The 19,952-nt window shown below is 36.6% G+C and carries 17 protein-coding genes; all 17 read right to left on the bottom strand.

What is annotated here, in order from left to right:
- Positions 1-7: 7 nt before the first annotated feature.
- Positions 8-1,051 (bottom strand): SepM family pheromone-processing serine protease, encoded by a 1,044-nt coding sequence (locus ID741_RS11525; protein WP_218325317.1) that lies wholly within the window; start codon positions 1,049-1,051, stop codon positions 8-10.
- The gene (gene coaD, locus ID741_RS11530; protein ID WP_438720065.1) at positions 1,041-1,535 is read right to left on the bottom strand and encodes a pantetheine-phosphate adenylyltransferase; all 495 of its coding nucleotides are present in this window, start codon (positions 1,533-1,535) and stop codon (positions 1,041-1,043) included. The genes ID741_RS11525 and coaD overlap by 11 nt, the downstream gene beginning before the upstream one ends.
- 1 nt (position 1,536) lies before the next feature.
- On the bottom strand, positions 1,537-2,091 hold the full coding sequence (gene rsmD, locus ID741_RS11535; protein WP_438720066.1) for a 16S rRNA (guanine(966)-N(2))-methyltransferase RsmD: 555 nt from the start codon (positions 2,089-2,091) through the stop codon (positions 1,537-1,539).
- 71 nt (positions 2,092-2,162) lie between these two features.
- Positions 2,163-2,504, bottom strand: a complete 342-nt coding sequence (locus ID741_RS11540) for a YlbG family protein (RefSeq protein ID WP_218325319.1) — start codon at positions 2,502-2,504, stop codon at positions 2,163-2,165.
- Complete coding sequence (locus ID741_RS11545) at positions 2,497-2,922, bottom strand: YlbF family regulator (RefSeq protein WP_438720067.1); 426 nt, start codon at positions 2,920-2,922, stop codon at positions 2,497-2,499. Before ID741_RS11545 ends, ID741_RS11540 begins: the two co-directional genes overlap by 8 nt.
- A gap of 1 nt (position 2,923) precedes the next feature.
- Entirely contained in the window at positions 2,924-4,024 is a 1,101-nt protein-coding gene (locus ID741_RS11550; protein ID WP_218325321.1) for a CAP-associated domain-containing protein, read from the bottom strand.
- Between the two features lie 12 nt (positions 4,025-4,036).
- Complete coding sequence (locus ID741_RS11555) at positions 4,037-7,462, bottom strand: pyruvate carboxylase (RefSeq protein WP_218325322.1); 3,426 nt, start codon at positions 7,460-7,462, stop codon at positions 4,037-4,039.
- Positions 7,463-7,473: 11 nt separating this feature from the next.
- Complete coding sequence (locus ID741_RS11560; RefSeq protein WP_218325323.1) at positions 7,474-8,655, bottom strand: FtsW/RodA/SpoVE family cell cycle protein; 1,182 nt, start codon at positions 8,653-8,655, stop codon at positions 7,474-7,476.
- Between the two features lie 3 nt (positions 8,656-8,658).
- On the bottom strand, positions 8,659-8,964 hold the full coding sequence (locus ID741_RS11565) for a DUF1507 family protein (RefSeq protein ID WP_438720068.1): 306 nt from the start codon (positions 8,962-8,964) through the stop codon (positions 8,659-8,661).
- A 276-nt stretch (positions 8,965-9,240) separates the two neighbouring features.
- Positions 9,241-11,394, bottom strand: coding sequence for a 5'-nucleotidase C-terminal domain-containing protein (locus tag ID741_RS11570; RefSeq protein WP_438720069.1), 2,154 nt, complete (start codon positions 11,392-11,394; stop codon positions 9,241-9,243).
- A gap of 164 nt (positions 11,395-11,558) precedes the next feature.
- On the bottom strand, positions 11,559-13,403 hold the full coding sequence (gene typA, locus ID741_RS11575) for a translational GTPase TypA (protein WP_218325326.1): 1,845 nt from the start codon (positions 13,401-13,403) through the stop codon (positions 11,559-11,561).
- Positions 13,404-13,521: 118 nt separating this feature from the next.
- Positions 13,522-14,280: an inositol monophosphatase family protein gene (locus ID741_RS11580; RefSeq protein ID WP_438720070.1), complete on the bottom strand. Its 759-nt coding sequence runs from the start codon at positions 14,278-14,280 to the stop codon at positions 13,522-13,524.
- A gap of 13 nt (positions 14,281-14,293) precedes the next feature.
- On the bottom strand, positions 14,294-14,563 hold the full coding sequence (locus ID741_RS11585) for a UPF0223 family protein (protein WP_218325328.1): 270 nt from the start codon (positions 14,561-14,563) through the stop codon (positions 14,294-14,296).
- A gap of 82 nt (positions 14,564-14,645) precedes the next feature.
- Complete coding sequence (gene lpdA, locus ID741_RS11590) at positions 14,646-16,052, bottom strand: dihydrolipoyl dehydrogenase (RefSeq protein ID WP_438720071.1); 1,407 nt, start codon at positions 16,050-16,052, stop codon at positions 14,646-14,648.
- A gap of 7 nt (positions 16,053-16,059) precedes the next feature.
- Entirely contained in the window at positions 16,060-17,709 is a 1,650-nt protein-coding gene (locus ID741_RS11595) for a dihydrolipoyllysine-residue acetyltransferase (RefSeq protein ID WP_438720072.1), read from the bottom strand.
- 19 nt (positions 17,710-17,728) lie between these two features.
- Positions 17,729-18,706, bottom strand: coding sequence for an alpha-ketoacid dehydrogenase subunit beta (locus ID741_RS11600; RefSeq protein WP_218325331.1), 978 nt, complete (start codon positions 18,704-18,706; stop codon positions 17,729-17,731).
- Positions 18,707-18,708: 2 nt separating this feature from the next.
- On the bottom strand, positions 18,709-19,818 hold the full coding sequence (pdhA, locus tag ID741_RS11605; RefSeq protein ID WP_218325332.1) for a pyruvate dehydrogenase (acetyl-transferring) E1 component subunit alpha: 1,110 nt from the start codon (positions 19,816-19,818) through the stop codon (positions 18,709-18,711).
- Positions 19,819-19,952: the final 134 nt, after the last annotated feature.

Raw genomic sequence — 19,952 nt, forward strand, 5'->3', positions numbered from 1 at the left:
CTTTCTTTTATTTATTTTCAGCTAAATAATCTAATGCATCTTTGACTGTCTTAACTGGAACAATTTTCATGTCTGTTCCCAGTTTTTTTGCTGCGGCTTTAGCCTCTTGATAATTGGTTTTAATCGTTGGATCAGCTTTTTTCATTGCTTTAGTGATTTTATCATCTGGAGCAAAGAATATTTTTGCTCCATCAGCTGATGCACTGGCAACTTTCTTATCTATACCACCAATTCGGCCAACTGTTCCCTCTGAATCAATCGTGCCAGTTCCAGCAATTTTTTGACCGTTTCGTAGATTTTCACCGGAAATTTGTTCGTAAATTTCTAAAGTAAACATCAACCCAGCCGATGGACCACCGATATTTTCCGTTTCGAATTGAACATCATAATCGGAAGTTATCTCAGTATGATCTGTCAAAGTAATACCAATCCCAGCTTTTTTATCGCTAGGTAACTCAATTAATTTTTCTTTAACTGTTTTAGATTTTCCATCGTGCGTATACGTGATAGTCATTTCTTGTCCGACTTTTTGGCTTTTTACGTAATCCATAAAGTCTTCTGTATTTTCAAAGGTTTGGCCATCCGCTTCAGTGATTGTATCTCCAACAGCTATTTTCCCATAAAAATTTGAGCTCTTTTCAATATTTAAAACATAAACACCTTTATATTCTAACTGATACTCTTTACCTGCTAAGGACAAGGCTTGTTGAATTGCAGCATTTTGTGAAGATTCCATATAGTATTGTTGTACTTGATTGTATTCCTCGTCGCTAGATCCACCAGTTAATTCTCTGGCAGAAATCACTTCTTCAAAGGGACGAAATTGAGCAATCGCTGCTAATAAAACTGTGGCCCTCCTAACACCAACTGAGGTCAAACTAAATGAACCGTCCTGTTTATCCGCTTGATTATCCACCTTAATCAATTCTTTTAGATTAATCGTAGCTCCAGGTGACTCGACATAATAAGGAATCGGAAAAACAACGCAGGCTAAAATAAGAACGGCAATAACTGCAGCGATAATTCGTTTAATCATTTTTTTATTTTTCAAATAGATCACGCTTCTTTTCTAAAGCAGTATAAACTGCAGTTGGTAAATAATCTTGAATATCCCCGTTAAATTTCCAAATTTCTTTTAAAATAGAAGAACTCACATGATTATATTTAGGTGAAGCCATCAATATGACCGTTTCAATATTTTTATCTAAATGAGCATTCATTGTAGCAATATCTTTTTCATATTCATAGTCTTTTACATTTCGAACGCCACGCAATAAAAATTTTGCCCCTAATTGATTTGCCACATCAACAGTTAATTTTTCTTCTTGCGCAATTACCTTTACATTTTCAATATGTGCTACTGACTCTTTAACGGTGGCTAATTTTTCATCATGAGTAAAAAAACTATTTTTATTAGTATTTACAAAAACGCCAATAATCAGTTCATCAAATAACTTAGCTCCCCGTTCAATTGTGTCTAAATGCCCCATTGTTAATGGGTCAAAACTTCCAGGAAAAAGTGCAATTCGTTTCATTCTAGTCCTCCCAATCATAAATAGTCACTGCAGAAATGCCATAGACTTGGCGTTTTCTAAATTTTAAATTTAGTATATCTGCTGCCAATTCAACATTTTTATCAGTTTCGCAAACAATTGTTGCTTTGTCACTTAATAACCCTTCTGTGACTAAGTATTTTAATTGCTCTTCAATTTCTTGTTGCGCATAAGGTGGATCTAGTAGAACTAAATCAAATTTAATTTGATCAGTCTTGAATTGTTCCAACGCTAATTTAGCTGGCATTTTTAATAGCTTAAAAGCAGAATCAGCTTTAGTCATAGCAACATTTTCTTTAACAATCGACATTGCCTTACCATTTTTTTCAACCAAATAAGCTTTTTCCATGCCACGAGAAACGGCTTCAATTCCTAACGAACCACTGCCTGAAAATAAATCCAGTGCTTTTCCTCCATCAAAATATGGGCCAATCATGTTAAAAATTGCTCCCTTGACTTTATCTGTCGTGGGTCTAGTTTGACTGCCACTTAAAGTTTTCAATTTTCGACCGCCAAATTCTCCGGCAACTACTCGCATTTCAGACATCCTTTCCAATAAAAAAAGTGAAAAATGAATGATTATATCACACACTTTTCACCCTACTTTTCTTAAACAGTTTCAGCTAAACGAATTTGTGTATTGGCTTCTACAACATCCAGTTCTTCTTCTTCTTTTACCTGATAAGCAGCTTTTGTTCCAATGCGATCAGCAAAGTTCATCTCCACATCGGGACGATAGGATGGTTCAACGCCACGAACAAAATGTAAAGCATTAAGTTTTGCTTCAACTTCAGCTACCATTTCTTCATTTACATATAGGACAACATATTTCATTTTTTTTGAAACATAATGTACTAAGCCAAAACGCTTTAACGTTTTTAATTGTTTCAAAGAATAGACCCACACAATAATGCCTCTTCTTTTTTGTATTTCAAACTCTGGTTTATCCATGACAATTCCCCTTACAACCAATTTTTCCAGTTTCAAAAAACGGATTTCCCGCATCAACTTTGATTTCATTGGAGATTGCGGCCGCTAAACGTTGACTTATTTCATCTAACAATGCTTGAAAATCATTCTCAGCTAAGCGGTATTCAGCAACCTGTTGGTTTAAGTCTAACGTACGTTTACTCTTTCGTAAAGTCCGTTGTTGTTCTTTATAATCAGGCGCATACTTTCCATATGCGGAAATTTGCTCAAATTTATCTTTTTCTTTGTTAAAGCTGCTTCTTAAATATTCTACTTCAGGTGATTGATCCATAGATTCTTTGCAGGAAAAGTAGTTTTGATAAGTTGAGCTATTTAATATCGCATCAATTAAAGCTTCATTAGAATCTTCCAGAGCAAATAAACTATCATTTATAATCATGTTATTGACTATCCTCCGTACTAGGTTGTTGAATTAAGATTAGCACACTTTCTTGAGAAAAGGCAATATTCAATTTCCCCGGATCAGCTTGATCAAATAAATGCGTTAAATGGGTTTGGCTCAACCAATAGAGTAAAGTAAAAGTTGGATCAATCTCAGGTGAGTAATACAGTGCTCTTTCAAAATCTGTTTTTTGATCTTCCGCTAACTCTTTTAATTCTTTTTCAGTCAATTCAAAATGAAGATTACCAATATAGGCACTTTGTTCGATATCCCAAGCCTCTTGCCTTGCCGTACTCAAATAATTTTGTGGCTGATTTAAAAAAGCAACTATCATCCTTTGACTATCTTCATTATTACCATTAGTATAAACTGGTTGATCAATTAAAAGACGATAAGCATTAACTGACTGTATAGTTCGTTGTTGTCTCTGCTGATTGATCATACTCCAGTCAAGATTTGACTCTTGCATTCTACTGGATAAAGGATTTCCGCTATTTATTTTGTAGGGCATAAACCTCAAAAGTGTTTCCTTGTCCATATAAACGGTTCCTATCAATTTTTCTGAAGTACCATTGAAGAAGACCATAGCAAAAGAATCATTATTAAATGCAATCAAAGGTCGGTGACGCATATCATCTTCACTTAATTCTAGCATGACAGGTTCTTCATCAAAATCTAAAGAAAAGTCGGCAGACAAATTGTACTGACTAGCTAGTTTTCGAATCGTTTTCCCAAAAGAAAAATCACCACTGTCAATTTGATTTCCCAAAACCTTAATTGCAGTAATTTTATTTTCTTCAATATTTACTTCTAAAATACCAGACTCTACCGAATAGGTTCGAATTTCAAAGAAAAATCCACTGTTTTCCACCGAATTTGGTAAACCATAAACCGCTTCAAAACTTTCTAAGCTACCGCCAATATAATTAGCGAAGCCATCAGACTCCACTACGGTATGTTTTAGAGGTTGATGACTCACGCTACTTTCCGTTGGTTGAACCGGTATATTTACCGAGGATCTTGGAAAGAGAATTGGTTGCACATAATAGCCAATAATAACTAGCAAAAAAATTGCGACAAAACCAATTACTCTTTTCAAGTTCTAATCCTCCTATTTTTCTTTTACTTCGATTAACAGATCACCAGAAGCAATACTTTCACCTTCAGTGACGTATAAATGACTGATTTCTCCATCAAAACGTGCATCGATTGAGGTCTCCATCTTCATCGCTTCAGTTACTAAAAGTGGTTGCCCTTTTTTAACTAAATCACCTTTTTTAACTAATACATTTAAGACCGACCCAGACATTGTAGCACCAATATGTTCTCGATTGGTTGGTTCAGCTTTTCTCTTAGCTTGTACAGCACTTTTGATTGATTGATCTTTGATTACAATTTCTCTTCTTTGACCATTTAAATTAAAGAACAGGGTCCGGTTACCTTCGATATCAGGTTCACCAATCGAGTCAAGTCGAATAATCAAGGTTTTACCTTTTTCAATTTGGACATTAACCGTTTCACCAATTCTCATACCATTAAAGAACGTTGGAGTATCCAATAGGGTCACATCACCAAAATTAGCATAAGACTTTTGGTAATCTAAATATACTTGAGGATACATTAAATAACTCAGTATATCTCGGTGATTTGGTTCGAAACCAACCAGTTCTTGTAATTCTGCTTTGACTTTTTCAAAATTAATCGGTTCAGCTAAAGATCCTGGACGAACAGACAGCGCTGGGCGACCTTGTAAAATTACTTTTTGTAATTTTTCTGGGAATCCACCGACAGGTTGACCTAATTCTCCTTGGAAGAAGCTAATAACAGAATCAGGGAAGCTTAGTTCGTCCCCTTTTTCATAAATATCTTCTTCTGATAAATTATTTTGCACCATGAATAATGCCATATCTCCAACAACTTTTGAAGAAGGAGTTACTTTGACAATGTCTCCAAACATTAGATTTACTTTACGATAGACTTCTTTAATTTCATCCCATTGCTCACCTAAACCAACTGCTTTGGCTTGCTGCTGTAAGTTAGAATATTGTCCACCAGGCATTTCATGCATATAGACTTCAGTTTGCGCTGCTTTTATCCCATTTTCAAAACTTTCGTAATAAGGGCGCACATCTTCCCAATAATGATCCAATTGTGCGACATTATTGATGCTAATTTCTGGTGCACGATCACCATTTTGTAATGCATAAAATAAACTACTAATGCTTGGTTGACTGGTTGCACCACTCATGGCACTAGCTGCAACATCCACAATATCTGCCCCAGCTTTGGTTGCTGCAGATAAGGTAATAATCCCATTTCCAGCAGTATCATGCGTATGCAGATGGATTGGCAAATCAACTGCCGCTTTTAGTTCGGAAACCAAGCGATAAGCTGCTTGCGGTTTTAGTAAGCCAGCCATATCCTTAATCGCAATAATATGAGCACCCAGCTTTTCTAGTTCTTTCGCCATGTTTGTATAATATTCAACATTATATTTTGCACGGTTGTCATCTAAAATATCACCTGTATAGCAAATAGCTGTTTCAGCAATTTTTCCAGTATCTCTTACTGCTTGAATACTTTTTTCCATTTGTGGAATCCAGTTTAAGCTATCAAAAATTCTAAATACATCAATACCTCGTTCAGCTGCTTCTTTAATAAATCCTTCAATGACATTATCGGGATAATTAGAATAACCCACGGCATTTGATCCACGGAAAAGCATTTGTAATAGAGTGTTAGGCATCGCTTTACGTAATAATTTTAGACGTTTCCAAGGATCTTCACTTAAGAAGCGATAGGCAACGTCAAAAGTCGCTCCGCCCCACATTTCACTAGAAAATAGTTCTGGAATTGCTTCACTAGTTTTTTCAGCAATTTTAAAAATATCAGTCGTGCGCACACGAGTTGCTAATAAACTTTGATGAGCATCACGGAAGGTAGTATCAGTTAACAAGACATTGTTTTGTTGTTTAATCCAATCATTAACTGCATCGGCACCTCTTGTATCTAAAATATTTTTTGCAGTAATAATTTCACGTTTTTCTAAATGTTTAGGTAAACGTGGTTTTTCATAAAATCGTTTTTCTTGTTTTTCAATTCCAGGAAATCCATTGACAGTAATCTGAGAGATGTAGCGCATCGTTTTATTCCCACGATCACGAATCCTAGAAAATTCAAATAGTTCTGGTGTGTTATCAATAAATGTTGTTTTAGCATTGCCACTTTGGAAAACCGGATGACTAATAACATTTTGCATAAATGAAATATTAGTTTTTACACCACGAATCCTAAACTCTCGTAAGCATCGTTGCATTTTTTGAATGGTTTGATCAAAAGTTAATGCATGTGTACAAACTTTAACTAATAATGAGTCAAAATATGGTGAAACTTCTGCACCCGCATAGGCATTACCGACATCCAAACGTACACCAAAACCACCTGGTGAACGATAAGTATCAATCTTACCTGTATCCGGCATAAAGTCATTCAATGGGTCTTCAGTTGTAATCCGGCACTGAATCGCTGAACCACTGAAAGTAATATTTTCTTGTGTAGGAATCCCAATTTCTTGATGGATATCCTTTCCTTGAGCAATCATTAATTGTGAAGTTACAATGTCAATACCAGTAATTAACTCGGTAATTGTATGTTCTACTTGAACGCGTGGATTCACTTCGATGAAATAAAAATTATCTCCCTCAACTAAGAATTCAACTGTTCCTGCATTCACATAGCCAACGTGCTTCATTAATTGTACAGCAGCCTGACAGATTTTTTCTCTTTGCATATCTGAAAGGGACATACATGGGGCTACCTCTACAACTTTTTGATGACGTCGTTGCACTGAACAGTCACGTTCAAATAAATGAACAACATTGCCATGTCTGTCTCCTAAAATTTGCACTTCGATATGTTTAGGATTTGCAACATATTTTTCCACGTAGACTTCATCGCTACCAAAAGCAGCTTTAGCTTCACTTTTTGCACGGTCATAGCCTTCTCTTGCCTCTTTTTCATCATGAGCCACACGCATTCCACGACCGCCGCCGCCTAATGCTGCTTTTATCATAATTGGATACCCATTTGTTTCAGCAAATAACAAGACATCTTCTACCGTATTAATCGGCCCATCAGAACCAGGAATTGACGGAATTCCTGCTTCTACTGCTGCCGTTTTAGCTTTAATTTTATCTCCGAATATATCTAAATGATGTGTCGAAGGCCCCACAAAAATGATTCCTTCTTCCTCACAACGTTGTGCAAAGGTTAAATTCTCTGATAAAAAACCATATCCCGGATGAATGGCATCAGCTTTGGCTTCTTTAGCGACACGAATAATATCTTCAATGTCTAAATAGGCATCAATTGGTTTTTTTCCTTTACCAACTAAGAAGGCTTCATCTGCTTTAAAACGATGGACAGAATAAGCATCCTCTTCAGCAAAGATCCCAATTGTTTTAATATTTAGTTCGCTACAAGCACGAAATACCCGAGTAGCGATTTCACCTCTATTTGCCACCAAAACTTTTTTCATTAACTTCACTCCTAACTTTTTAAATAATCATATTCGATTGCTAACTGCGTACGCCGTTCATCTGCACTAATGTTTAATGCAAAGCCGACCCCTACAGATAAGACAAGCAAACTATTTCCACCTTGACTTAAAAAAGGAAATGTAATACCAGTCAAAGGAATAATACCCAAAATCCCACCAAGATTAATAAAGACTTGGATTATAAATAAACTGCCAATCCCAATACAAATTAATGAATTGAATGGCTTTTTTGAGCGAATTCCAACCAACAAAATTCGCACAATCATAAAAAGAAGCAAACCTAAAATAATTAGGCCACCAATTAATCCAACTTCTTCTACCACAATAGAAAAAATGAAATCAGTATGAGCTTCACTTAAAAAACCTCTTTTTTCAATACTATTACCTAATCCTCGGCCAAACCAACCACCATTAAACATGGCGTAATAACCATTGACCAATTGGTGACCGTCTCCTAGTTCATCCACAAAAGGGTTTCTAAAGACTTCAAACCGACTACCAATATATTGAATACGTTCAGGCAAAATAGTTTTTCCGAAGCGGCTTAAAAACTCAATTACAGCAACACTACCAATTACGGTTACACCACCAAAAATTGCTGTGTAAAACCAATTAATACCACTTGCTAGTAATAAAATGATAGCTAACAGTGTAATGATTGCTGCATTACCAACATCTGGTTGAATCGCTACAAGAAAAACCATTAAAGCAACTAAAACCATCGGCTGACGCATATCAATAAAAAAGTTTTGTTGAATGCTTTCTTGTCGTTTAGACAATATATAAGCCAAATACCAAATAACTAATATTTTTAAGTATTCAGCTGGTTGCATATTAAAAGGACCAATGCTAATCCATCCTTTGGCCCCATTTACTTCCTGTCCAACGAACAAGACTATAATCAAAAGGCCGAAGATAACCAGAGTTAAGGTAATAATTAAATTCTGATTTTTTATCACGTCGGTCTTCATCTTATACATTAAGCTGATGATGATTAAACTAAATACCCAAAATGCACCTTGGTTAATCACTGAACTAGCAGGATTTAAATTATCGGTAATTAAGTTATAAGATGTTGAACTATAAACAAAAATCAGTCCAATAATACTAAGGACTAAGTAAGGAATTAAAATACTATAATCTAAAAAATGACGCTTTCGTAACTTTGGCAAAGATTAAGCCTCCCAGCTAGATTCAAGACTATCTTGACTGCGATTTTCATACAAATCTGTATACAATTGATTGAGGTCAGCTTCGAGAGCGCTTAACATTTTCTGACCTTCACCACGTTTTAATACGCCAATTTTTTCAGCATAAAAAACCTGTCTGGAGAAGCCATACATTTGAGTATCCACGACTTCTTCAAAAGCTTTACACTGTGAAATACATAAACTATTGTGTTGATTGCGAATCAGTAATTTGATGCGATTAGCATCCTCTAAAAGCAATTCAACCGCATATTTAGAAGAAATTTGTTCCATTTTGCTTCCCTCCTATCTTAGTTTTATTATTATAGCATAGAAAAAATTTAAAAGGAGGAAAAAAAGTTTAAGGAATCTTTTTTTCTCTCTAAATGTTCGGCTTTAAGTTTTACACAAGTTAGATTTTTTTAGAAATAGAGAATTTAAAAAAATTGTGATTAAATCAGTTTTTAATTGTGAAACAATCTCAAATATGAAACATTAGTTATAGTTATTAATGAAAATTTTGCTTTTACTATAAAAAAAAAGAGCTGATAAAAAATCAGCTCCTTACTCTTAATATCCGTTAAAACCAATACCTTCTGCTTTCCAACCAGCAGTTACTAACCAATCATTTTCTGCTTGGCTTAAAGTATAATGATGGGCTCCAGCAACAGCATTTTTATTGTACAAACGATAAATTGATTTTTGTCCACCAGATCGGAAACTTACACCTTCATTAACCCAGCCTTGTTTAACTAAATAATCTCTTTCACCAGCATCTTTAGTGTAATGATGATCACCAGCATTTGGATTATAAACGCGATAAACTTCGTCTCCTTGTTGCGGCGCTTGCCAACCAGTACCTTCATCAGTCCAGCCAGCTTGAACTAGACCATTTTTCTCGCCTTCACTAAGAGTGTAAAAATGTTCGCCAGAATTTGGATTATAAACACGATAAACGTCTTGATTTTGCAAATCTCCGTAAGTTTTTCTTCCTTCAATGGCAGCAGCGATAGTTTGCCCGTTTGCTGTCAAATCTTCAATATAACCAATGAAAGTTTCAGTATCAGGATCAATTGCGCTAATTAATTTTGCATTGGTAAATTCTGTAAATCCATCACCACCACCATATAAGAAATCATTGATAATTAATTTGTAAGTTGTATTATCTTCAATTGGTGTCCCATCTGTTTTGGTTAGATTATTAACCACATAAGGATATTCAGTTTTTGTTGCTGCATCTTGGTTGTCTGAGAAAGTATATTTCAAACCAGAACCTTGCAAGAAGTAGCCAGAATATTGCTGCGTTTCTTTGTTATAGCTAAAAGTTTGTTGATTTAACACTGTTCTGATTTGCGCACCGGTCATTTCAACCACTTGCATAATATTACCAAAAGGTTGAACGGCTTGTGCGGCTCCCCAAGTAATTGTGCCATCATCTTGAACTTTTAAATCGTCACGAATTCCACCATTATTTGTTAAAGCAAAATCAGCATCAATATTAGCTTTTTTAGCCATATAAACCTGACCATCGGTAATTAAATTACCAACTGCTGATTCACCAAATTCATTCACCGTTCGGGAAATGTCATCTCCGCTGTTTGCTTTACCAATAGATGTATCAGTTACCGCTTTTACTCTTTCAGAAGCATCATCCACAATTTTTTGAACTTCAACATCAGCAGTTGCACCACCAGGAGCTACCGCTTTTACTTCGGCATCCGGTGTAGCAACAAAATCCATTTTTTCAGTATCATAAGTCCCATTTAAATTAATAAAACCTTTGCCTTGTGATGTTGATTGAACCACACGAGTTTTACCGACCACACCGTTTGTGTACACATGGTTATGACCTGCAAAGTAGGCATCAACACTATTAGTTGGATCTAATTGATTAACTGTGTTAATAATATTAGCAGTTTCACCAGTTGCTGTATTTCCATCTTGAATTGAAGGAGTGTGTCCTAATACAACAATCGCATTGACGCCCTGATCACGTAATTTTTTAGAACTATTGACGATTGCTTCCGCCGGATCAGTAAAATTATAATCTTTATGATGAGCAGCCAATACTAAATTAGGAATTTCAGTCGTTACTACACCAATAAAACCAACTTTTACTGTTTCTCCGCCAACTTGCTTTTCTTCAATCACATAGTCTTGCCAGCCAAATGGGTTAGCTCCTGTCATTTTATCTTTTACATTAGCAATGGTTAAATCAAAATTTCCTTTCAACGCTTCTTGACCAATCTCGGTATTATATTCACTAACGATATCGTAAAAATGATCATCTTTTCCCGGAGGATTTCCTAATAAGATACGATTAAATTCTGCTAAACCTTCATCAAATTCATGATTTCCTAAAGTACCCACATCAAATTTCATTTGATTTAATATCCGCATCGTGGGTTGGTCTTGTAGCAAACCTGAGTTAGCTGGGCTGGCTCCAACCATGTCGCCAGCTTGTACGCGATAAACTGCAGCATCTTGGGCAGTAGCTTCATTAAAATATCCTGCTAAAAGAGATGCTGTTCCCGCACCACTAACTTTTTCTCCATTAGGACCATAATAACTTCCTGTAGTGCTTAATGCTCCGTGAAAGTCATTGATACCCAACATCTGGACTGGAACCTCAGCTCCTTCACTTATTTGAGAGAGACCAGCAATCCCAAATCCAAAAACTGCTGAAAAAGTAAAGAGACTTTTAAATAGTTTACTTTTTTTCATAAACATCCTACTTTCTTTAAATTTTTGAAACGCTTACAGGTAAAGGATAATATTTAAACGATAATTATTCAAATAGTTTTCATGATTTCTTCACATTCTCTAATAATAAATAATTTCACAAAAAAACCAAAATCTCAAAGATTTTGGTTTTCAACATTTGCATATTAAACAGCTTCAAGATTCTTTTTCTTTTTAGCGGCTTTTTCCCGTTCAGCTTTGTTTAAAATTTGTTTTCTCAAACGAATGCTTTCAGGAGTTACTTCACAATATTCATCATCGCCTAAAAATTCTAATGATTCTTCTAAAGTAAGAATTTTTGGACGTTTAATTACTGATGTTTGATCTTTGTTAGCAGATCGTACGTTAGTCATTTGTTTTGCTTTAATAATATTTACACCTAAATCTTTGTCACGACTATTTTCGCCGACAATCATGCCTTCATAAACATCTGTACCAGGTTCAACAAAGACCGTTCCACGTTCTTCAACACTCATAATTGAATAAGTTGTCGCTTTACCAGTATCAACCGAAACCAGAGCACCATTACGACGTCCGCCGATGATAGCTTGAATCATTGGTAAATATTGATCGAACGTATGAGACATAATACCATAACCACGTGTCATTGATAAGAATTCTGTTGTAAATCCTAATAATCCACGAGCTGGAGCTAAGAAAATTAAACGCACTTGACCATTTCCTGAGTGAATCATGTCTTGCATTTCAGCTTTACGTTGACCTAAAGCTTCAATAACTGAACCCATGTATTCTTCAGGCGTATCAATTTGAACCCGTTCAAATGGTTCGCATTTTACACCATCAATCATTTTTTCAATTACTTCTGGACGAGAAACTTGTAATTCATAGCCTTCGCGACGCATGTTTTCAATTAAAATTGACAAATGCAATTCGCCACGACCAGAAACCGTCCAAGCATCTGGTGAATCCGTTTGTTCCACTTTTAATGAAACATCGGTGTGAAGTTCTGACATTAGACGTTCTTCAATTTTACGAGAAGTCACAAATTTACCTTCACGACCAGCAAAAGGAGAATTATTTACTAAGAATGTCATTTGTAATGTTGGTTCATCAATGTGTAAGATTGGCAAAGCATCTTGTTGATCAACTGGTGTAACAGTTTCACCAACGAAAATATCTTCCATTCCAGAAACAGCAATTAAATCGCCAGCTTTTGCTTCATCTACTTCTAAACGTTGTAAACCGAAGAAACCAAAGATTTTTGTTACACGGAAGTTTTTAACTGAACCATCAAGTTTCAATACAGATACTTGATCGCCGACTTTAATTTTCCCACGGAAAATCCGACCAATTCCGATACGTCCAACATAATCATTATAATCAAGTAAAGATACTTGGAATTGTAAAGGTTCATCGGAATTATCAACGGGTGCTGGAATTTTTTCTACAATTGTGTCAAAAATAGGTTTCATTGTATGCTCTTGTTCAGCAGGATCATCAGATAAGCTAGATGTTCCATTGATAGCAGAAGCATAAATTACTGGGAATTCTAATTGGTCTTCATCTGCGCCTAATTCAATAAATAATTCTAACACTTCATCGACAACTTCTGCTGGACGAGCTGAAGGTTTGTCAATTTTATTTACTACTACGATTGGAATCAAATGTTGTTCCAACGCTTTTTTCAACACAAAACGAGTTTGAGGCATTGTTCCTTCATAAGCATCCACCACTAAGACAACACCATCAACCATTTTCATGATTCGCTCAACTTCGCCACCGAAGTCCGCGTGTCCAGGTGTGTCCATAATATTGATTTTATAATCTTGGTAGTTTACTGCAGTATTTTTAGCTAAAATAGTAATGCCGCGTTCTTGTTCCAACGCATTAGAATCCATTGCACGTTCTTGTAAGCGGACATGACTATCTAAAGTATCGGATTGTTTTAACATTTCATCAACTAGGGTTGTTTTACCATGGTCAACGTGGGCAATAATTGCTACGTTGCGGATATCATTTCTGTATTTCAATTTTTTTGCTCCTTTTCTCATAACACAAGACTTGCACAGTTGTTGATTATAGCAGATAAGCAGTTAAAATGTTAGTAAAAGATTTTCATTTTTTCAGAAAATATCTTTTACTTAAGTTTTAAATATCATATTCTGTTATTTCTGACATCACTGCCTGTGTGCCGCCTTTAAAAAATTCTCGACCGTTAAAGCTTAATGGTTGATCCTGGAACCCACTAAACACCATATCAAACTGTTGCATCATGACGATTCCAGCCGCGTAATCCCAAGGACTTAAACGACTAATGTAGCCGTTTTGAGTGCCTTTTAAGATTGCAATAAAATCTAAGCCCGCACAGCCTAAGATTCTAACACCCATTGCTTCTCGACCGATTTCTTTCGTATGGAATTTATTTTCACCTGTTACTAGAGATACGCCCATACCGATTAGTCCATCTGCTAATTTTGTATTAGCCGGTTTAGGCAATTCTTTTCGGTTATGGAAAACTTTACCGAGCTTAGGACCACCCCAAAACAAATCATCTCGCATTACATCATAAATAAATCCTAATTGCCCGATGCCTTCTTCAAAAACCGCAATCATAATACAAAAATTCTCTTTTTGTAAAACAAAGTTCATCGTACCATCAATCGGATCAATCACAAAAACACGACCTTTAGAAATATCGGTCTGATCTTGATCGTTCTCTTCACCTAAGATATGTGCATCAGGATCATAGGCTCTTATTTTATCTACCAAAAAATCTTGGGTTTCTTTATCGACATTTGTCACTAAGTCAGTGCGTCCATTTTTTTCATCAATTACTAATTCATCATTTAAAGCCGCCCTAATCTTTTCTGCTGCTTGATAAATCCACTGAATAATTTCATTTTCCATAAAAACTTCTCCTCTACATTTTAAATCGCTTTTGTTGTGTATTTTTAGCTGTTTTAACTGATTGGTACAAAGAATAGCCACTTGTTTGTTCAAAGCTTCGACCGATTCGTTTTTCTTCACCAATACTTTTTACAACAGTTTTGAAGTCCTTGTAGCCAGCTAGAAACGTATCAGTTTGGATTCCTTCTTCATATGCTTTTTCAACTAAATTTAAAAATTGGACAACTGTCACCATTTCTTCAGTACTCCAGTCATCATCTAAGGGATAGCTATAATTATCCATTGATCTCCCTCCGTTCTTAATTAGTTTAACAGTATCAAAAAAAAAGTCGAGTGTCTCCACCCGACTTTTCACTGATTAAAAATTAAATATGGATTGGTAAACCTAGAGCAAGTTCAGCAGCATCCATGGTAATTTCTCCTAAAGAAGGATGAGGATGAATTGTTAAAGCAATATCTTCAGCATTCATGCCTGATTCTATCGCTAAGGCTAATTCCGAAACCATGTCACTTGCACCTACACCAGCAATTTGTGCGCCGACAATCACATTATCTTCGACTGTCGTAACTAAACGGATAAATCCTTCAGTTTTAGCTAACGATAATGCACGACCGTTACCAGAAAATGGGAATTTATAGCTTTTAGCTTCAATACCGGCAGCTTTCGCTTCTTTAATTGTTAATCCAACAGAAGCAAGTTCTGGATCAGTAAATGCAACAGCTGGCATAGCTTTATAATCAATCGCTACTTTTTTACCAGAAATTGCCTCTGCAACAATTTTAGCTTCATAACTTGCTTTGTGAGCTAAAGCTGCTCCTGGTGTAATATCACCAATAGCATAAATATTAGGTACATTTGTACGTCCTTGATTATCGACTTCAATCAAGCCACGATCAGCAATCTCAACACCTGCTTGTTCTAAGCCCATATCATTTGTATTGGCACGACGTCCAACAGTCACCATTACGTAGTCTGCTTCGATCGTTTCTTCTTTACCGTCTACTTCATAACGAACACTAACGCTATCGCCATTATCAATAGCTTCACGAGCCATTGCAGAGGTAATAACTTTTACCCCTTTTTTGGCAAAATCATCTTCTACCAATTTCACCATATCTTTTTCATAAGTTGGTAAAATTTGAGGTGTTCCTTCAAGGATTGTTACTTCAGCACCAAGGTTTGCATATGCACCACCTAGTTCAGCACCGATAACACCGCCACCGATGATGATGAATTTCTTCGGTACTTCTGGCAAATTCAATCCACCAGTTGAATCTAAAATTCTACCGCCAAATTTAAATCCTGGAATCTCAATTGGACGTGAACCAGTCGCAACAATCGCATTGTTAAACGAATAAGTTTGCGCAGAATCGGGATGAATCACTCGCAAAGTATGATCATCAACAAAGAAAGCTTCCCCTTCAATGATTTCAACTTTGTGTTTTTTCAGTAAGAATTTAACACCTGTCGTTAATTTGTTAACGACACCATTTTCTTTCCAATCTTGTGTTTTTGCAAAATCTAATTTTACATTTTCACTAGTTACACCAAACAAACTAGAATCTAATGAATCTTGATAATGATGTCCAGCAGAAATTAACGCTTTTGATGGGATACAGCCGACGTTTAAACAAACGCCGCCGATAAATTCTCGTTCAATAATTGCAACGGTTTGACCCATTTCTGCTGCACGAATTGCAGCAACATATCCTCCAGGTCCTGAACCAATTACAACTGTGTCTAATTCAATGGCAAAATCTCCAACTACCATGTTTCTATCATCCTTCCATTAAAAGTAATTCTGGGTCAGCCAATAGACGTTTAATATTGTTCATGGCTTTTTGAGCAGTAGCGCCATCGACGATTCGGTGGTCAAAACTTAATGACAATTTCATCACGCGACCGACAGCTAATTCACCATCAGCATTTACAATCGGTTCTTGTGTAATCGTTCCAACACCTAAAATCGCAACTTCAGGATAATTGATAACTGGTGTGAACCAACCACCACCAACTGAACCGATATTTGAAATAGTAATTGTTCCATTGCGCATATCTTCTGCAGCTAATTTACCTTCAATTGCTTCAGCAGCTTTATTGTTGATTTCATCAGCAATTTGGAACATCCCTTTTGTATCAGCATTTTTTACGTTTGGTACATATAAACCATGATCAGTATCGGTAGCTATGCCGATATTATAATAATTTTTGTAAACAATTTCTTGCGCTGCATCATCAATTGACGCATTCAAGATTGGGAATTTTTTAACTGTTGCAGTTAAAGCTTTCACCACATAAGGTAAGAAAGTTAATTTTGTACCATTGTCTAAAGCGACTTGTTTAAATTTCTTACGGTGATCCCAAAGTTTAGATACTTCTACATCATCATGCAAAGTAACATGTGGTGCAGTATGTTTGCTATTCACCATCGCCTTAGCAATTGCTTTACGAGTTGGTGTCATTTTTTCTCTTGTTTCTGCTTCGCCCATATTTGAAACGAACGGTTTCGCTGGCGCTGCTGGTGCACTTGGTTGTGCAGGAGTAGTACCAGTTGGTGTTGATTCAGTAGCTGGAGTTGGTGTATTTGCTACTGGCGCTGCATTTCCACCTGCTAGGAAGGCATCAATATCAGCTTTTGTTGTACGACCATTTTTACCAGTTGCCGCAACAGCTGTGATATCTACATCTTTTTCGCGGGCATATTGACGAACTGATGGCATTGCCAAAACATTTTTATTTGGGTCACTTGCTGCAACAACACCAGTTGATTTTGGTGCTTCTGCTGCAACAGGAGCTGCCGGAGTTTCAGCTGCGGCTGGCGCTGCTGATGCACTATCGTTATGACCTGGTGCATCGATTTCGACTAAAACATCGCCTACATTTGCCACTGTTCCTTCAGGTACGATGACATTTTTAACCGTTCCAGTAACTGGAGACGGAATTTCTTCAACTGATTTATCATTTTGTACTTCTAATAAAGTATCATCTTCGTTAATTGTATCGCCGGCTTTGACAAACCACTTAACGATTTCGCCTTCAGCAATACCTTCGCCGATATCTGGTAATTTAAATTGGAAAACGCCGCCGCCAGATGAACTTGAACCTGATTCTACTACCGGTCCAGCTGCAGGACTTTCTGGTGTTTGTTCTGTAGCAGCAACCCCGCTATCACCTTCGTTCTCTTCGTGACCAGGTGCGTCGATTTCAACTAGAACATCGCCTACATTAGCCACTGTTCCTTCTGAAACTAAAATATTTTTCACCGTGCCTGTCACTGGTGATGGAATTTCTTCAACTGATTTATCATTTTGAACTTCTAACAAAGTATCATCTTCATTAATTGTGTCACCTGGTTTTACAAACCATTTAACGATTTCGCCTTCTGCGATTCCCTCGCCAATATCAGGCAGTTTAAATTGAAAAGCCATGCTTATCTCGCTCCTTTAATTAAAATTCTACGATTTCTTTTACTTTTGCTTCAATATCGCTAGCATTTGGTAACCAGATACCTTCCGCTTGACCAAATGGGAAAATTGTATCTGGGGCAGAAACACGTCCAATCGGAGCTTCTAGGGATAATACAGCTCTTTCAGAAATTTCAGAAACTACTTGTGCACCGACACCGGCTTGTTTTTGTGCTTCTTGTACAACAACCACTCGGCCAGTTTTTTCAACTGATTTGATAATTGTTTCAACATCTAGAGGAGCAACTGTTCTAAGATCAATAATTTCAACGTTGATATTTTCTTTTGCTAAATTATCGGCTGCTTTTATCGCTTCACGAACCATTGCGCCATAAGTAATAATTGAAACATCACTACCTTCACGAGTTACAGCAGCTTTATCTAAAGGTACTTCATAAATTCCTTCTGGCACTTCTTCACGGAACGAACGATACAATTTCATATGTTCTAGATAAACAACTGGATCATTGTTACGAATTGAAGAAATCAATAATCCTTTTGCATCATATGGATTTGATGGGATAACTACTCGCAAACCGGGAGATTGAGCCATCAAGCCTTCTAAATTATCAGAGTGAAGTTCAGGTGTATGCACACCACCACCAAAAGGTGAACGAATAGTGACTGGTAAATGACGTGTACCACCCATACGGTAACGAGTGCGAGCCATTTGACCTACTACTTCATCCATCGTTTCAAAAACGAAACCAAAGAATTGAATTTCTGGAACAGCGCGAAAGCCTTCTAAAGCCAAACCAAACGCTAAACCACCAATTCCTGACTCAGCTAAAGGTGTATCAAAAACGCGTTCTTCACCATGTTTTGCTTGTAATCCTTCAGTCGCACGGAATACACCACCGTTTTTACCAACATCTTCACCGAAAACTAATACATTTTCGTCTTTTTCTAGCATTAAATCAAGAGCATCAGTGATGGCTTGAATCATTGTTTTTTGGGCCATGATTATTTCGACTCCTTCGCTTCATAGAATTCAATTTGTTCTTTAATACTTTGCGGTTGTACTTCATACATATTTTTTAAGAAGTCTGAAACTTTTTGTTTAGGTACACGATCAGCTTCAGAAATTGCTTCCTTGATTTCTTCTTTTGTTTGTTCAATGATTGCTTCTTCTTTTTCTTCAGACCATAGACCTTTTTCCGTTAAATAATTTCGGAAACGAACCAATGGATCTTTCTTTTGCCATTCGTCATCCATTTCTTTAGAACGGTAACGAGTTGGATCATCACCTGATAAAGTATGAGGACCATAACGGTAAGTCAAAGTTTCAATTAAAACTGGACCGTTGCCATTTGCTGCCCATTCACGAGCCATCTTTGATACATAATAAACAGCCAATGGATCCATACCATCAACTTGGATACCTGGGATTCCAGCAGCAACAGCTTTTTGAGCTAAAGTAGCTGCCGCAGATTGTTGTTCTCGCGGAGTTGAAATTGCGAAGCCATTGTTTTGAATGTAAAAAACGGCATTGGCATGGTAGGCTCCAGCAAAGTTAATCGCTTCATAGAAGTCCCCTTGAGATGAACCGCCGTCACCAGTATATGTGAAGGCAACATTTTTCTTATTACGTTTCTTAAGACCTAATGCTACACCAGCTGCTTGGACATATTGCGCTCCAATAATAATTTGTGGTGGTAATGCTTGTAAGTCGTCAGCATAATGATTTCCGGCAACATGACCGCGCGACCATAAGAATGCTTCTGCTAAAGGTAAACCATGTTGAACCAATTGAGGCACATCACGATAACCTGGTAATAAAACATCTTCTTTTTCAAATGCAAATTGACTAGCTAGTTGGCTAGCTTCTTGGCCAGCAGTTGGCGCGTAAAATCCTAAACGACCTTGACGATTCAATGCAGTTGAACGCTGATCTAACACCCGTGACCAAACCATTTTAGTCATTAATTCGACCAATTCCTCATCTGATAAATCTGGGATCAATGCTTCGTTTACTACTTTTCCATCTTCATCAATTGCTTGATAAACAGGGAAATCAGCATTAATATCGGCTAATAACGCTTTAAAGTCGATCGTTTTCTTTTTTTCTGCCATGTTGTCACACTTTCCTCTCTTTTTCTCAGTCACTGATAAAACAGGAACTGAATCTGTACTACTGATTTCTCAGCTTCACCATTAAAGTATCATTTTTAACATGAGAAGACAAACAATATGCAACGCTATCATAA

Origin of the sequence: Enterococcus sp. AZ103 (genome assembly GCF_051714685.1) — a bacterium.
GTDB lineage: Bacteria > Bacillota > Bacilli > Lactobacillales > Enterococcaceae > Enterococcus_A > Enterococcus_A alishanensis.

Excerpts from the sequence above, each read along its gene's own strand:
- coaD (WP_438720065.1), bottom strand. The coding sequence starts at position 1,535 with ATGAAACGAATTGCACTTTTTCCTGGAAGTTTTGACCCATTAACAATG.
- rsmD (WP_438720066.1), bottom strand. The coding sequence starts at position 2,091 with ATGCGAGTAGTTGCCGGAGAATTTGGCGGTCGAAAATTGAAAACTTTA.
- ID741_RS11540 (WP_218325319.1), bottom strand. The coding sequence starts at position 2,504 with ATGGATAAACCAGAGTTTGAAATACAAAAAAGAAGAGGCATTATTGTG.
- ID741_RS11545 (WP_438720067.1), bottom strand. The coding sequence starts at position 2,922 with ATGATTATAAATGATAGTTTATTTGCTCTGGAAGATTCTAATGAAGCT.
- ID741_RS11555 (WP_218325322.1), bottom strand. The coding sequence starts at position 7,462 with ATGAAAAAAGTTTTGGTGGCAAATAGAGGTGAAATCGCTACTCGGGTA.
- ID741_RS11565 (WP_438720068.1), bottom strand. The coding sequence starts at position 8,964 with ATGGAACAAATTTCTTCTAAATATGCGGTTGAATTGCTTTTAGAGGAT.
- ID741_RS11570 (WP_438720069.1), bottom strand. The coding sequence starts at position 11,394 with ATGAAAAAAAGTAAACTATTTAAAAGTCTCTTTACTTTTTCAGCAGTT.
- ID741_RS11580 (WP_438720070.1), bottom strand. The coding sequence starts at position 14,280 with ATGGAAAATGAAATTATTCAGTGGATTTATCAAGCAGCAGAAAAGATT.
- ID741_RS11585 (WP_218325328.1), bottom strand. The coding sequence starts at position 14,563 with ATGGATAATTATAGCTATCCCTTAGATGATGACTGGAGTACTGAAGAA.
- lpdA (WP_438720071.1), bottom strand. The coding sequence starts at position 16,052 with ATGGTAGTTGGAGATTTTGCCATTGAATTAGACACAGTTGTAATTGGT.
- ID741_RS11595 (WP_438720072.1), bottom strand. The coding sequence starts at position 17,709 with ATGGCTTTTCAATTTAAACTGCCTGATATTGGCGAGGGAATCGCAGAA.
- ID741_RS11600 (WP_218325331.1), bottom strand. The coding sequence starts at position 18,706 with ATGGCCCAAAAAACAATGATTCAAGCCATCACTGATGCTCTTGATTTA.
- pdhA (WP_218325332.1), bottom strand. The coding sequence starts at position 19,818 with ATGGCAGAAAAAAAGAAAACGATCGACTTTAAAGCGTTATTAGCCGAT.